Genomic DNA, 14214 nt, shown 5'->3' with positions numbered 1-14214 from the left:
ACTACGGCCTGCGATAACAGCGCTCTCGGAGTGCCACTGGCGGGGCCAAGGTCCCAGCGTTCGGCCTTTGTGCGAAATATCCGTTTCGAGATGAGATCATATGAATACCTGAATAGGTGAACAGATGTTTTCGGACACCTGTCCACCAAGGAAAGGACACCCGTGAAACTCCACAAACCAGGCGTTCTGACGCTCACCGCAACCGCCGCAATCGGCGCACTTCTGATCACGTCGTGCAGTAGCCCGACTGGCACCGACTCCTCGGGCAACAACGACGGCCTGGTCTTGGCCGACGGCTACGAGCTGGGCGGCTACAACCCGGTCGCAGGCTTCGGCGCTGCCGGTGAGGCCAAGATGTACGACGGTCTCGTCCGACTCACCGGAGGGACCGGCATGCCGGGCTTCGAGCCGTCTCTGGCCGCGGAGATGCCCACTGCCAACGCCGACGCGACGGTCTGGACGGTCAAACTCCGCGACGGGGTCACCTTCTCCGACGGGTCGACCTTCGACGCCGACGACGTGGTTGCCACGTACAAGGCGATCCTCGATCCGGCTTCCGCCTCCGAAGCGCGGTCGTCGTACGACATGATCAGCGACGTCGTGGCCGTCGACGACAGCACAGTCGAGTTTCGTCTCGCCTACTCGTATGCGCCCCTGCTGACGAAGATGCTGATCGGCATGGTTCCGTCGGAATCCCTCGCGACACCCGGACTGGCCGCCGAATCGCCGTTGAACACCGCGCCTGTCGGTACGGGTCCGTACACACTCGTCGATCTCTCACCGGATCGAGCGGTCTTCGAGGCGAACGAGAACTACTGGGACGGTGCACCGGAGATCAAGAAGCTCACTCTCCTCTACGTTCCGGACGACAACACCCGCGCCCAACGTATGGTGTCGGGCGAGATCGACGGAACCAACCTCCCTCCACTGCTTGCCAATACGTTCTCGGGCAAAGACAACATGTCGGTGACTGCCCATCAGTCAGCGGACTGGCGCGGTCTCTCACTTCCGACGAACAATCCCGTGGCAGGCGACAAAGCCGTACGGATGGCGCTCAACCTCGCCGCCGATCGCCAGTCGATGATCGACAACGTCCTGGGCGGACACGGCCGCGTCGCCGCCACTCCGATCCCCGAGGTCTACGGCGATTCGTACAACCCGAACGCAACCTTCGCCTACGACCCGGCCGAGGCCGAGCGAATTCTCACCGAAGCGGGCTGGATCGAAGGTGCCGACGGAATCCGTTCGAAAGACGGTCAGCGGGCGCAGTTCACGATCATGTACAACTCCGTCGACACCGTTCGACGTGATCTCGCTCAGGCATTTGCCTCCGATGCTCTCGCTGTCGGCATCGAGGTGGATCTCGAAGCGCTCTCCTGGGACCGCATAGACCCTCGAATCAACCTGGATTCGACGCTTCTCGGTGGTGGAGACGAACCTTTCGATCCAGACACGCAGGCGTACGACGCGCTGAACTCGAAGTACATAGCGCCCGGGGTCGGCAGCATCTACGACAACGCCAGCGACTACTCCAATCCAGCAGTCGACGCAGGCTTGGAAGTAGGACGCCGCAGCCTGGATCAGGCAACGCGTGACGCCGCGTATCGCGACGTGCAGCAGGCGTACGTCGAGGATCCCGGATTTGTCATCCTCGTATTCCTCGACCATACGTACGTTTCGAAGGATTCCGACTGGCAGATGTCCGGACCTGTACTCGAGCCACACTCACACGGTGTGACCTGGGGCCCGTGGTGGTCACTGCAGACGTGGGCCAGAGGGCAATGACAGCGGTCGACGTTCGGGTAGACGCGCGGCAATCGCTCGACCACCGTGGCAACTCCCGCCGAAAGGCCATCCTCACGATGGTCGGTCGGCGGGCGTTGTTCATCGTGCCGGTGATCGCCGTGGTGTCCGCGGGACTCTTTGCCGCCGCCGCGATCTCACCGTTCGATCCACTTGTCGGCTACCTGGGCACGCGATACATGACGACCAGCGACGCGGACAAAGCGTTGATCGCCGATCAGATGGGTTTCGACAACCCCTGGTACAGCACGTACTGGAATTGGCTCCAGGGCGTGTTCACCGGTGATCTCGGGATCTCCAGATCGTTCAATCAGCCTGTTTCCCAAGTTATCTCCGAGCGTCTGCCATGGACCCTGCTGCTGGTCGGTATCTCACTCCTCATCGCGATTCTCGCCTCGCTGACACTCGGTGTTCTCGCCGGAATCCGCAGTGGAGGATTCTTGGACAAGACCGTGTCCGGGCTGAGCGTCGTGGTCCAAGGACTTCCGCCGTTTGTCTTGTCGCTGGGTGCCATCGCGCTCTTCGCGTTGACTCTCGGCTGGCTCCCGGTCGCCGGGTTGACCGACGGGGGTGCCGATCCCACACCGGGACAGGTGATCCGGCACTTGGTGCTACCGGTGACGGTCCTCTCCATCTCGCAGATGCCGTGGCTCCTACTCGCGGTCCGAGAATCCGTCGTGGGTTCGAAAAGTGAGGGATTTGTCGCGGGCGCCGTAGCACGCGGAATCCCGACGCCGACCATCACGAAACGCCACATACTGCCGACCTCACTGGCGCCTTTCGTGAACATCGTCGGCGTGCGACTGCCCGAGCTGATAGTCGGGGCAGTGCTGGTGGAAGAGGTCTTCAGTTGGCCAGGGATCGCCGGCGCCATCGTCTCGTCAGCCCGTGACCTCGACATGGCACTGCTCGCGTTCCTCACCGTCGGTACGACATTGACGGTCATGCTCGGCTCACTGCTTGCCGACGTCCTCGTTGCAGTACTCGACCCGAGAGTGAGTACCGATGGCTGAACGACGCTTCAAGATCGCCGTCGGCGTGCTGATCCTCGTGGCGCTGTACGCGGCGTTGGTCCCATGGTTGGCCGACGTCGACGACCGAGTCACAGACTTCTCGGCAGCTCGCCTGGCTCCGTCGTTCGATCACCCGTTCGGAACTGACTCGGCGGGCCGAGATCTATTCGTGCGCATAGCTGCAGGCATCAGAACCTCACTTCTGATCGCACTCGCCTGCGCGCTGCTCGCCACGGTGATCGGCGTCGCCGTCGGCACTACGGCCGGACTGGTCGGTGGCTGGGTGGACAGGTTCGTCATGCGCGGCACCGATGCCGTCAACGCACTCCCCCACCTGTTGCTCGGCATCGTCATCGTCGCGATGTTCCGTGGAAGCATTGCCGCCATCGTGCTTTCGATCGCACTGACCCACTGGACCCAAGTGGCCCGGATCATCCGCTCCGAGATCTTGAGTCTGCGCGAGCGTCCCTACATCGACGCCGCCATTCTCGCGGGAGCAAGTCGACGTCACGTGATCATGCGCCACCTCGTGCCGGCGACGGCGCCACAGGCTTGGATCGCAGTCGTTCTCCTGCTGCCCCACGCCGTCTGGCACGAATCGACGTTGTCCTTCCTGGGATTCGGCCTTCCCCCGCACAAGCCCAGTCTCGGGACGCTTCTCGAAGAGGCACGCAGTTCTCTGCTCCTCGGCGGTTGGTGGACGCTGGTATTCCCCGCCGCAGTTCTCGTGATCGCCACCGTCGCAGTTGCCGTCGCCGGTTCGGCCCTGCGGTCGATGCTCACGCCCCCTCGACCTTCGGAGTTGCGACTGTGAACCACGGCCTGCGCATCGAATCTCTCACCGTCAGGATCCCTCTACTCGGAGGATCGGTAGTTCACGCTGCGAGCGACATCGACCTCGACGTTCCAGCCGGCACGGTGACCGCACTTGTCGGGGAATCGGGGTGTGGCAAGTCGATCATCGCCACCTCGGTCATGAACATGTTGCCGCCGAATGCTTCTCGAACCGGAACGGTCACCGTCGGAACACCGGACCTCGAGATCGACGTCTTCTCCGGCACCGCGTTCCGTGGGCGGCACGTGGCTCTCGTTCCACAATCCGCCGCAACACATCTCACCCCCGTCCGCACTGCGCGATCGCAACTACAGGAGACGATCGACGCACTCGGCAGCGATCACACTTGCGATGCCTTGGCACTTCGCGTCGGACTCGAACCGTCGGCCCTGGACTGCTACCCGCACGAACTGTCGGGCGGCATGGCGCAACGCGTGGCCATTGCCGGTGCGCTGTCCGGGAATCCGTCGGTGATCGTCGCAGACGAACCCACCGCCAACCTCGACCGCGAACTCACCGACCACGTCGTGGGATTACTTCGAGAGTGCGCGGACGCCGGAGCGGCGGTCCTGCTCATCACCCATGACCTGGCATCCCTCACCCGCAGCGGTGTCGCTGATCGACTTGCCGTCATGTACGCATCACGCATCATGGAGACCGGTCCGGCCGCGCTGGTGTTCAAAGATCCGCTTCACGATTACACCCGAGACCTTCTCGGCGCCTTACCTTCCAGAGGTTTGACTCCCATGCCGGGATCGCCACCGCAACTCACCGATCTCCCCGAGGAGTGCGTCTATCACCTACGACGCCCGGAGTCGAAACAATCCGGTGGCCCGACCGAACTCGTCACATTGGGTGACCGCACGTACCGAACGCTGCGGAAGGTGGGCTGACATGAGTCTGCAAGCTCTGGGAATCACCAGCGGTTACCGTCGCAACCGGCCAGTTCTCGAGAACGTCTCGCTCGAGATTCCGTCGGGAAAGCTGATCGGCCTGACCGGGCCTTCGGGCACCGGAAAATCAACACTTGCAAGGATTCTCGCCTCACTGGATGCACCGTGGTCAGGCGAAGTGCGGATCGACGGATCACCCGTTGTGGGTACCAGATTCTCGGTACCCGCGGCACTACGCGGCACGGTGTCCATGCTGTTTCAGTCACCTCGCGCATCGACCGACCCTCGGCAGACGCTCGCCTCGATCATCGGCCAACCCGGTGACATTGCCAGTAGGTCAATCGATGTGGCCGCGCTGGCAGCAGAAGTGGGCCTCACTCCCGATCTCTTGTCGCGCAGACCACACCAGGTGAGCGACGGCCAACTACAGCGCGCCTGCCTGGCGAGATCGCTGGCGCAACAACCGAAATACCTCATCTGTGACGAGGCGACGGCGATGCTCGACGCCGCCACGACGGCCGCGCTCATTCGGTTGATCGAGAGTCGCGCCGCCGAAACCGGCGTCGGCGTATTACTCATCAGCCATGATCGCGAATTGCTCGGCGCCTGCTGCGACGTTGTCCACGACCTCGACATTATTAGCGCTTAGCCCCTGCGAAATCGGCCCTTGACTCGAACACGTGTTCGAGTATGGTTTGGGGAGGGGATCGGGGGATTCAATGAGCGTCTTGTTGTCGGATGTGGTGTCTGGTTCTGCGGTGGGGTTACGCGGACGCCTGTGGCAGTTGACTGCTGCCGAGTTGCGTGCTGCTGCTGTCGAAGCGAGTGCGGAGATTCTGCGTCTCGAGGCTGTGCGGGTGGCGGTGGTGGACGAGTTGTCGTTGCGCCCGGATGATCAGGTGATTGCCAGTCGCGGGGTGGGTGCGTGGTTGGCGGCCAACACGATGCTGCAGGTTCGGGACGGGAAGAAGATCGCCGCGTTAGGTGCAGCTTTGCGGCCATTTCCGGCGGTGGCTGCTCGGTTCGATGGCGGGGACTGCTCCTTCGAGCATGCGGTGTTGATCGTGGCGTTCTGCGAATCACCACCGAAAGGCATGCCAGACGCCGCGCTCCCTCGCTGTATCGACCTACTGCTTGCGGCTGCGTCGGGTGTGGAAGCGACGACCACGAAAGTGCGGAACGTGATCGCGACGTTGGAGCGAATCTTCGAATCGGATGAGATTCCGCCCGCCGAAGACATCGACCGGAACGAGCTCCGGATCGCCTCGACATTGAACGGTCGAGTGGTGGTGCGCGGCGATTTCGACGCTCTCACCGGGGAGATGTTGCTGTCGGCGTTGTCGAATCTGACGATGCCGACCCCGGCACCAGATGGGACGCCGGATTCTCGGTCGGCAGCGAAGCGGACCGCGGACGGGTTCACCGAACTGATTCGCCGCTATCTCGATTGCGCCAAGACCGGAATCGATGGTGGTCAGCGTCCGCATGTGAACGTGCACATCAATGCTCGGGATCTGGCCGAGCATCGGGACTGCGCCGCCACACCAACTGATGGTGGTGGAGTGGCTGTGTCTGATCTTGATGTCGGGCACATGCCCTGGCTCGGGCCACTGTCGGTGTCGCAGACCCGACTTCTCGGGTGTGATTGTTTCCTCTCGACCGTTCTGCTCGACGATCACGGCGCGCCCTTGGATGCGCAACCAGGGAAGAGGTTGGTCACCGCCGAACAACGCGTCGCCCTCATCGCCCGAGACAAAGGCTGCGCCTTCCCGGGCTGCACATGTGTACCGGCCTGGACGGATGCGCACCATATCCGGCACTGGGCGAACGGTGGGCCGACGGTGATGAACAACCTGGTCCTGCTGTGCCGTTCACATCACCGGCTGATGCACCGAAAATCAGGGTTCGTCGGGAAATGGGAAATCCGCATCGGCGCCGACAACAAACCCTGGTTCATCCCGCCACCCTCGATCGACCCCGGGCAGCAACCCAGGCCGGCGAACACCACCTTCAAAACCTGAGGACGAACCTCAGGCATACAACTTCACGCCAGGTCCGCATCGGAGGAAGCACCTCCGATGCGGACCTGGCGTGCGTTCCTGTTGGTCAGCCTGCAACCGTCAAGTCGTAGAGGGTTACTCCGTCCACCGTTGTGGCGGTGAAGTTTTCGGTCACCCACGTCGAGATGGCGGTAGCGGTGCCTTCGGCGTTCATACCGCCACCCATCCCACCGCCGGCGATGAAGAAGTGAATCTTGCCCTCTGCCACGTACTGCTGGAACTGCGCGAGCGTCGGCGACGGATCGCTCCCGTTGAACCCTCCGATAGCCATGACTGGTGACTGCGTCGCAAGCTGATAACCCGAGGCGCTGTTGGACCCGATTGCCGCGGCTACCCACGTGAACTGGTCGGAGTTCTCTTCGAGTGTGGACACAACAGCGGCTCCCGGCGTGCTGCCCTGCAGTAGACCACCGGCACCGCCTCCCATTGCGCCTCGCGTTCCGTCGGTGGTCGGCGTGGTACCACCCGGAACTGTTGCACCACCGGGCATCTGACCCATTCCTACAGGGGGCGTGCCCGGCATTCCGGTCCCAGCCCCGTCAGTCCGACGGTTACCGCCATCAGCCGTGCCACCGAATCCACCGAAGCCTCCGCGGCCACCGCCGGGCCCGCCCATTCCACCTTCGACGCTCGGTCCGGCCGAAACTATGGAACCGGTATGCGGAGTATTGATCGTGTCGATCGCGTATGCAGTCGGACCCGCCAGACCGGTGAAGATCGCTGCGAGAATCACTGCCACAGCCAATCGACCTCGCGTCACTGCCGGAATCAGCACTGCCACGGCACTGACGATGCCGACCACCAGAATGGTCCAGCGAAGCCACGGTACGAACGTAGGCGAGCGTCCGAGCAGTACCCACGCCATCGCGACGGTTGCGGCCAAGGACACCGCCAGAATGATGCGAACCCAGAGGACGTCACGATGACGCCACGCCACTACCGATCCTGAACCGATCAGCGCGGCGATCGCCGGCGCAAGCGCAACGGTGTAGTAGGCGTGGAAGATTCCCGCCATGAAACTGAAGGTCAGTCCGGTCACCAACAGCCACAGTCCCCAGACGATGAATGACGCGCGCTGTGTATCAGCGCGGGGTGCCCTGCCTCGCAGCACGATTCCAGCCACCAGAAGTATCAGCGCAGCAGGAATCAACCAGGCGATCTGTCCGCCCTGGGCCGATTCGAACAGTCGGGTAATACCGGTACTCCCCCACATACCACCGCCGGCCGCACCACCTGGTGCCATACCTCCCCCGGCCATACCACCCGCGGCCTCGCCCATACCTGGGAAACCGCCCGCAGCAGCGCCGGCCGCGGCATCACCAGCACCGCGCATTCCGCCGCCGCCGACGCTTCCGGTCTCGTTGCCGCTCAAGCGCCCGAGCCCGTTGTAGCCGAGCGTCAGTTCGAGAATCGAATTGTTCTGTGAACCACCGATCCACGGACGCGAGTCGGCCGGCCACAGTTCGACGATTGCCAACCACCATCCGGCGGAGACGATCAGTCCGCCCAGTGCCGCGAACAGTTGGAGTACGCGCTTACCCAGTTTCGGCGGTCCGGCGATCAGATAGGTGAGCGCCAGCGGTGGAACCACCAACATGACCTGTAATTGCTTTGTCAGGAAACCGAATCCGCAGAAGATACCGACCAACACGAGCCAGCGGGTGCGGCCGTCCTGCACGGCGCGCATCATCGCCCACACTGCTGCGATCATCAGGAGCACCAGCAGAGCATCCGGGTTGTTGAACCGGAACATCAGCGCCGCTACGGGTGTGAGCGCAAGTACCAGGCCTGCGAGGAGGCCGGCGGCCGCACCGAAATACCGTCGAACCGTTCCCCACAACAGTGCAACCGATCCGACCCCGAGGAGTGCCTGCGGCACCAACATCGCCCAGGAATTGAGTCCGAAGATGCGAACCGACAGCGACATCAACCACAGGGACATGGGCGGCTTGTCGACGGTGATCGAGTTTGCAGCGTCCGAGGAGCCGAAGAAGAAAGCCTTCCACGACACCGAACCTGCCTGTACCGCAGCGGCATAGAACGAGTTGGCCCATCCGGACGCGCCCAGGCCCCAGATGTAGGCGACTCCGGTGCCCACCAACAACACTCCCAGCGCCCACGGTTCCCAGCGCACCTGACGTTGCGGTTCCGGCGCTGGCAGCGGCGCGGCGAGTGTCTCTGCAGCGGCGGTCATCGATTGGCTCCTACGGATTGTGCGGTGCGAAACACCCAGCGCAGTGCGATGAATCGACTGACTGTGGCAACAAGATTGGCGATGACGAGTACGGCAAGCTCCACATGCTTGGAAGCATCGGGCGCCATGACGTCGAGCACGAACAACGATCCGCTGGTGAGCAGTAGACCGAACCCGAACACGAGCAGGCCCTGCATCTGGTGACGAGCGGATCCTTCCGACCCTCGGATCCCGAAGGTGAAGGCCCGGTTGGCGGCGGTGTTGAATACCGCGGTCACCAGCAATGCGACGGCGTTGGCCCACTGCGCACCCATGATCGAGTGCAGAGCGAGGTAGAGCAGCGCGTACGCGAGCGTCGAAATGACTCCCACCACGGCAAAGCGTGAGAGCTGCCCGACCATTCCTCGTGGAACTCCGGGAACCAACGGTTCACGTCCGAAACTAGCCCTGAGCTCGGCCAATGGAAGGGAACCAGTAGACAGTGCTCGCCCGACACGGACCACACCTTTGAGGTCGGCAACTGCCGTGGCAATGATGTCCACCCGGCTGTCCGGGTCGTCCACCCAGTCGACAGGGACCTCGTGAATCCGCATGCCCGCTCGCTCGGCCAGCACCAGCAATTCGGTATCGAAGAACCACCCGGTGTCCTCCACCAGCGGAAGTAGTTGGCGTGCAACATCGACGCGCATGGCTTTGAATCCGCACTGGGCGTCGGAGAAGCGAGCATGCAGTGCGCTTCGGAGGATGAGGTTGTAGCTACGTGAGATGAACTCACGCTTGGGGCCGCGCACCACGCGGGACGATCGTGCCAGCCGGGAACCGATGGCGATGTCCGAGTGTCCGGAGAGCAACGGAGCAATCAACGGCATCAGGGCGTTGAGGTCGGTCGAGAGGTCGACGTCCATGTACGCGACCACGTCGGCATCGGACTCGCTCCATACCTGCCGCAGTGCTCGACCACGACCCTTCGCATCCAGGTGGACGACCCGGACGTCGTCGAATTCTTCGGCGAGGGAACGGGCGAGTGCCAACGTGCCGTCGACACTGGCGTTGTCCGCGATGGTAATTCGTGCAGAGAATGGCACCTGCGTGCGTAAATGCCGGCGCAGGCGCCGCACGCACGTCTCGAGGCCTGCCTCTTCGTTGTATACCGGGACGACCACGTCCAGCACTACAGTCGTCGCGGAGACCTCCTCTGCGTCCGTGCTGCCCGCGGTCTGCATGGCTTCTGTCGTCATACGTCCTAGATTTGTCGGGCCGGCTCCGACGAACCTGCGTCCAGCCTGGGAGTTTCCTGGCAACCGGACGCGGGCTAATCTCGGGGTATGCCTTCAGTCTTCAGTGCCATCATCAACGGGGATCTACCAGGACGTTTCGTGTGGGAGGACGAGGACGTCGTCGCGTTCTTGACCATCGCGCCGGTAACGCAGGGCCACGTGCTTGTGGTTCCGCGAGCCGAGGTCGATCAGTGGCAGGACGTGGATCCTGAACTCTTTGCCAAGGTCACCGCTGTTGCCCGCAACCTCGGCCAAGCCGTGCGTAAGGCGTTCGACGCGCCTCGGTCGGGTCTCCTCATCGCAGGTCTGGAAGTTCCGCATCTTCACGTTCATGTTTTCCCCGCATACGACATGGGGAACTTCGACATCAGTGGCGCCGACACCTCGCCGTCACCCGAATCTCTCGACGAGGCGCAGACCAAACTCAAGTCGGCGCTACGCGACCTCGGCTTCGAGGCAACTGTCTCGACTCGTTGATCGCATACCTTCGACCGAATTTCGCTGGCCGATAACTGGACTCCCCGCCGCAGCCTCCAACGGAGGTTGCGGCGGTCGCATTTGTCGCTCCTACCGACCGTGACCTGCGATTGCACACCGAACAGTCCGTTTCGCGCTGTCGCGCGAGCACGAGATTCGCTGCTACCGTGGGTCGCTGGTCCGGGACCTAGGGCCCTAAAACTGGTTCACGTGTTAACAGTCGGAGGACAAGGGAGCAATGCAGGAACGTGCCAAGATCAGTCGCCGACAGATTCTTCAAGGTGCTGCTGATCGGTTCGAAGTCACGGGGTACGGCAGCACGAGCATGAATGACATCGTGTCCGCGGCGCAGATGACCAAGGGCGCGGTCTATTTTCACTTCTCGTCCAAAGACGAACTGGCTCAGGCGGTGATCGAAGAACAGCACCAGATCTCGATCAGTGCCTTCACCGCAGTTGCAGCCACAGGCGCACCGGCACTGGAACAGCTCGTCATGGTGTGCCACGAGATGGGCCGCCAACTCGTCGCAGAACCTATTGTTCGTGCGGGAATCCGACTTACCCTCGAGTTGGCCTCTGCCGACGGTTCGCAAGGCCCGTACGTCGCGTGGATCCGCGAGCTTCGAAAACTGGCCGAGGCCGCGAAGCTCGAAGGCGACATCCGCGACGATGTGGAGCCGGAATCGGTGGGTCGCGTGGTGATCTCGGCATTCACCGGCGTTCAACTGGTTTCGAACGTTCTCACCAGACGAAGCGATTTGAACGACCGTATCGACGAATTGTTCACCCTCCTGTTGGCAGGCGTGGTCTCCGACAAGCGACGCAGCGCCGTCGCCGAACTGGTCGGATGTCGCCTCGAAACTTATGCGTCCTGATCCGGAGAACACCCCGACGCCCGGATGATTCGGCGCATCAGCACCGAACCGTGCGCCAACCTTCGTCGATTCGTACAAGACCCCCCGTCGTCGACTCACTATCGTCAGATCCACGAATAACCCAGATACATGGATACCGACGAAAGGGCTTCTCGAATGACCGAAACCGCCACGTACGTTGAGAGCGCACAGCAGGAGATCGCTGCTGTACTCGCCGAAGCGAAGACCGATGCCTACGTCCACGCACGCGACATCGATTCCGGCGAAGAGTTCGGCTACGGCGCGGACGAAGGTGTCATCCTCGCCTCCGTTTTCAAGATTCCTGTTGTGCTTCAGTACGCCCGTGAAGTAGCGGCAGGCACCCTTGATCCGACCGAGCACGCCACGGTGACCGCCGAGTTCCGCTCCGGCGGCATCGGTATCGGCGGCTGCGCCGACGACGTGACTGCAAGCTGGCGAGACCTCGCTCTGCTCATGATGAGCTTCAGCGACAACGCCGCCACGGATTTCTTGTACGAACGTCTCGGACTCGACAACATCGTCGCAACGCTGCGCGGGCTCGGTTTGGAGAAGACCAACTTGGTCCGTGACTGCCGAGGCCTCTTCAAGACGGTCTACGACGACCTCGGCGTCGACAAGAGCACCTTGCTGGAAATGCCCCCCATCGAAATTCTTCGGACAATTTCCGTCATGGATCCCGCCCGCTCCAATTCCAGTACTCCTCGTGAGATCACAATGTTGCTGGCTGCAATCTGGAGGGACGAAGCCGGCCCCGCATCGGCTTGTGAAGAGGTCCGAACCATCATGAGCAAGCAGGTCTGGCCGCACCGCCTTTCGTCCGGTTTCCCCGACGAGGTCACTGTCGCCGCCAAGACCGGAACGCTGGGACTGGTACGAAACGAAGCCGGCGTCGTGGCGTACCCGGACGGCAAGCGTTACGCCGTCGGTGTCTTCACCAAGTCCCACGAGCTCACCCACCGCGCCCCGAAGATCGACGCCTCCATCGGAACCGTCGGCCGCATCGCTGTCGAAGCACTTCGCAACAACAGCTGATCCGAACCCACTGACAAAGAATGCGGGTCGCGCTGAGAAATCAGTGCGACCCGCATTTTTCGGCTTTCGAGCTAGCGTGGACCGCGCAGACGAAGATGCACCATCAACCGGAAGCGGACGTTGGGGTCGTCGAGATCCAACGCGGCCATACCCTTCAACTTGCTGAGGCGATACCGAAAGGTGTTGGGGTGCACGTGCAATGACGCCGCGGCGTCACCGACATCACCGAACGCGTTGAGCCACGCATCGAGAGTGTCCACGAACGAGGTCGCATGAGCGGCGTCGTGGCTGGCGATCGCCTCGATCGGTCCGAGGTCCGAGAACCCTTCGGCTGCAGCTTCCGACGCGATCTCCAAGAGGATGGCATCGACGTGGACGCTACTGAAGGTGGCGACGCTGCCCGACGCTCGTCCCGCCAACAACACTTCGAGGGCATGTTCGGCGTCGCGCTTCGATCGGCTCAGCTGCGCCGGTCTGGTCACGACCCGGCCGATCCCGATGATCGTGTCGCCGGACGCTCCGGTGCGGTCCAGGAAGTCCGAGGCCACACGGAACGCCTGCAACTCGGCTTCGGCCGGGGAATGCCCTCGTACAGACAGCACCGCGTAGCCGGTTCCGTTGACCAAGGCTGCCGCCGACTGCGAGTGGACGGCGCCGAGGTGCATGGCCAGAGCGTCGGTCAGTCGCACCACGTGGGCGGCATCGTCCGGCTTCGACGATCCCTCGAAAGACCTACGACCCAAAGCCATCACGAGTGCGGGGCCGGTCCCGAGACCGAGGCGATTCATCGCGTCGACCGCACCTGACCCACCGTCGAGAAGGGTTGCGATCAGGTCTGCGCGCAGTCGGCGCTCGGCGTCGGCGCCGCCGCGCAACCGCAACATCTGCAGCGCGATCAACCCGGCAGAATCGCGCAGAGCACGCATACGGTCGTCGGACATCGGCTCACCGGTTGCCACCCACATGGAGCCGAGGAACTCGTCGCCGGCTCTGATGGACACGGCGATACGACCCATTTTGGTACCGAGGGTCTCGGCCGAGACCCACACCGGATCGTCGCTGCGATAGAGCCGGTCGAAGACCCCGGCCTCTTCGAGCACTCGAATGTACTGGTCAGGAACTTGCCGCTCCAGCACGGTCGCGATACGTGGACCGTCTCCTTCTTCCTGGCGGCCGGAGAAGGCGATGACCCGTGAGCTTCGGTCCTCGATCGTGATCGGCGCATCGAGAAGTGCGCTGACAGCGTTGGCGAAGGCGAACAGATCGCCGGCCGGGCCACCTCCGCGTGAGTGGATGTGCCCGACTTCGTTTCGGGCCGAGAGCACCGAATGAAGCAGGCTTGTCAGCTGAACCCACGAGACTCCACGCGCCAAGGCCAACAGCACGACGCCCGAGGCGATGACGGATTCGCGGTCCGCATCGCTGACCTCGGCGGTCACTCGCGCGACCACCACGCGTACTCCGCGCTCGGCCAGGCCGGCCACGGACTCCGCGATACGTTCGCCTCCGGTGACGCCGACGAGCAGCACCATGGAGTCCGGTGTCGAGGGTGAGTCGTCGTCGGGGTCGTGAATGACCACCGAGGCGATCTCCTGGACCGCCTCCGGGTCGCCGACAACCGGATTCAGCACCGTAGTTCCCACGTCTTCGAGAAGCCGCACCAAACTGATGCGAGGTCGTACGGTGCCCACGTCTATCACTCCTTCGTCCGGTGAACGAAGTGTGTCATAGTGAT

12 protein-coding genes are annotated in these 14214 nt (G+C 62.8%); 9 read left to right on the top strand and 3 right to left on the bottom strand.

Annotated features, from left to right (window positions below):
- Positions 1-162 precede the first annotated feature (162 nt).
- The 6 genes from GN300_RS15885 (at position 163) to GN300_RS15860 (ending at position 6565) form a co-directional block, all read left to right on the top strand.
- Positions 163-1785, top strand: coding sequence for an ABC transporter substrate-binding protein (locus tag GN300_RS15885; RefSeq protein WP_063314981.1), 1623 nt, complete (start codon positions 163-165; stop codon positions 1783-1785).
- Entirely contained in the window at positions 1782-2816 is a 1035-nt protein-coding gene (locus GN300_RS15880) for an ABC transporter permease (protein WP_082654891.1), read from the top strand. Before GN300_RS15885 ends, GN300_RS15880 begins: the two co-directional genes overlap by 4 nt.
- On the top strand, positions 2809-3630 hold the full coding sequence (locus GN300_RS15875) for an ABC transporter permease (protein ID WP_063314982.1): 822 nt from the start codon (positions 2809-2811) through the stop codon (positions 3628-3630). The genes GN300_RS15880 and GN300_RS15875 overlap by 8 nt, the downstream gene beginning before the upstream one ends.
- Entirely contained in the window at positions 3627-4544 is a 918-nt protein-coding gene (locus tag GN300_RS15870; RefSeq protein ID WP_063314983.1) for an ABC transporter ATP-binding protein, read from the top strand. Before GN300_RS15875 ends, GN300_RS15870 begins: the two co-directional genes overlap by 4 nt.
- A gap of 1 nt (position 4545) precedes the next feature.
- Positions 4546-5193 (top strand): ABC transporter ATP-binding protein, encoded by a 648-nt coding sequence (locus tag GN300_RS15865; protein ID WP_063314984.1) that lies wholly within the window; start codon positions 4546-4548, stop codon positions 5191-5193.
- Between the two features lie 70 nt (positions 5194-5263).
- The gene (locus GN300_RS15860; protein ID WP_063314985.1) at positions 5264-6565 is read left to right on the top strand and encodes an HNH endonuclease signature motif containing protein; all 1302 of its coding nucleotides are present in this window, start codon (positions 5264-5266) and stop codon (positions 6563-6565) included.
- Positions 6566-6650: 85 nt separating this feature from the next.
- Here GN300_RS15860 and GN300_RS15855 read toward each other — a convergent pair whose 3' ends face one another.
- Both GN300_RS15855 and GN300_RS15850 read right to left on the bottom strand, forming a co-directional pair.
- Complete coding sequence (locus tag GN300_RS15855; RefSeq protein ID WP_063314986.1) at positions 6651-8798, bottom strand: glycosyltransferase family 39 protein; 2148 nt, start codon at positions 8796-8798, stop codon at positions 6651-6653.
- The gene (locus GN300_RS15850; RefSeq protein WP_063314987.1) at positions 8795-10036 is read right to left on the bottom strand and encodes a glycosyltransferase; all 1242 of its coding nucleotides are present in this window, start codon (positions 10034-10036) and stop codon (positions 8795-8797) included. The genes GN300_RS15855 and GN300_RS15850 overlap by 4 nt, the downstream gene beginning before the upstream one ends.
- Positions 10037-10123: 87 nt before the next feature.
- On the opposite strand from GN300_RS15850, the gene GN300_RS15845 reads away from it, so the two are divergent.
- The 3 genes from GN300_RS15845 (at position 10124) to GN300_RS15835 (ending at position 12479) form a co-directional block, all read left to right on the top strand.
- On the top strand, positions 10124-10552 hold the full coding sequence (locus tag GN300_RS15845) for an HIT family protein (RefSeq protein WP_042449536.1): 429 nt from the start codon (positions 10124-10126) through the stop codon (positions 10550-10552).
- Between the two features lie 238 nt (positions 10553-10790).
- Entirely contained in the window at positions 10791-11426 is a 636-nt protein-coding gene (locus GN300_RS15840; RefSeq protein ID WP_007734383.1) for a ScbR family autoregulator-binding transcription factor, read from the top strand.
- A 156-nt stretch (positions 11427-11582) separates the two neighbouring features.
- A complete protein-coding gene (locus GN300_RS15835) occupies positions 11583-12479 on the top strand; it encodes a serine hydrolase (RefSeq protein WP_063314988.1) in 897 nt (298 codons plus the stop codon).
- A gap of 71 nt (positions 12480-12550) precedes the next feature.
- On the opposite strand, the gene GN300_RS15830 is transcribed toward GN300_RS15835, so the two are convergent.
- On the bottom strand, positions 12551-14170 hold the full coding sequence (locus tag GN300_RS15830) for a CdaR family transcriptional regulator (RefSeq protein WP_058039306.1): 1620 nt from the start codon (positions 14168-14170) through the stop codon (positions 12551-12553).
- Between the last annotated feature and the right edge of the window lie 44 nt (positions 14171-14214).

Origin of the sequence: Rhodococcus sp. Ni2, from assembly GCF_021352185.1 — a bacterium.
Taxonomy (GTDB): Bacteria; Actinomycetota; Actinomycetes; order Mycobacteriales; family Mycobacteriaceae; genus Rhodococcus_F; species Rhodococcus_F qingshengii.
This window is presented reverse-complemented; position numbering and strand designations above follow the sequence as displayed.

Excerpts from the sequence above, each read along its gene's own strand:
- GN300_RS15835 (WP_063314988.1), top strand. The coding sequence starts at position 11,583 with ATGACCGAAACCGCCACGTACGTTGAGAGCGCACAGCAGGAGATCGCT.
- GN300_RS15840 (WP_007734383.1), top strand. The coding sequence starts at position 10,791 with ATGCAGGAACGTGCCAAGATCAGTCGCCGACAGATTCTTCAAGGTGCT.
- GN300_RS15855 (WP_063314986.1), bottom strand. The coding sequence starts at position 8,798 with ATGACCGCCGCTGCAGAGACACTCGCCGCGCCGCTGCCAGCGCCGGAA.
- GN300_RS15860 (WP_063314985.1), top strand. The coding sequence starts at position 5,264 with ATGAGCGTCTTGTTGTCGGATGTGGTGTCTGGTTCTGCGGTGGGGTTA.
- GN300_RS15880 (WP_082654891.1), top strand. The coding sequence starts at position 1,782 with ATGACAGCGGTCGACGTTCGGGTAGACGCGCGGCAATCGCTCGACCAC.
- GN300_RS15865 (WP_063314984.1), top strand. The coding sequence starts at position 4,546 with ATGAGTCTGCAAGCTCTGGGAATCACCAGCGGTTACCGTCGCAACCGG.
- GN300_RS15875 (WP_063314982.1), top strand. The coding sequence starts at position 2,809 with ATGGCTGAACGACGCTTCAAGATCGCCGTCGGCGTGCTGATCCTCGTG.
- GN300_RS15845 (WP_042449536.1), top strand. The coding sequence starts at position 10,124 with ATGCCTTCAGTCTTCAGTGCCATCATCAACGGGGATCTACCAGGACGT.
- GN300_RS15850 (WP_063314987.1), bottom strand. The coding sequence starts at position 10,036 with ATGACGACAGAAGCCATGCAGACCGCGGGCAGCACGGACGCAGAGGAG.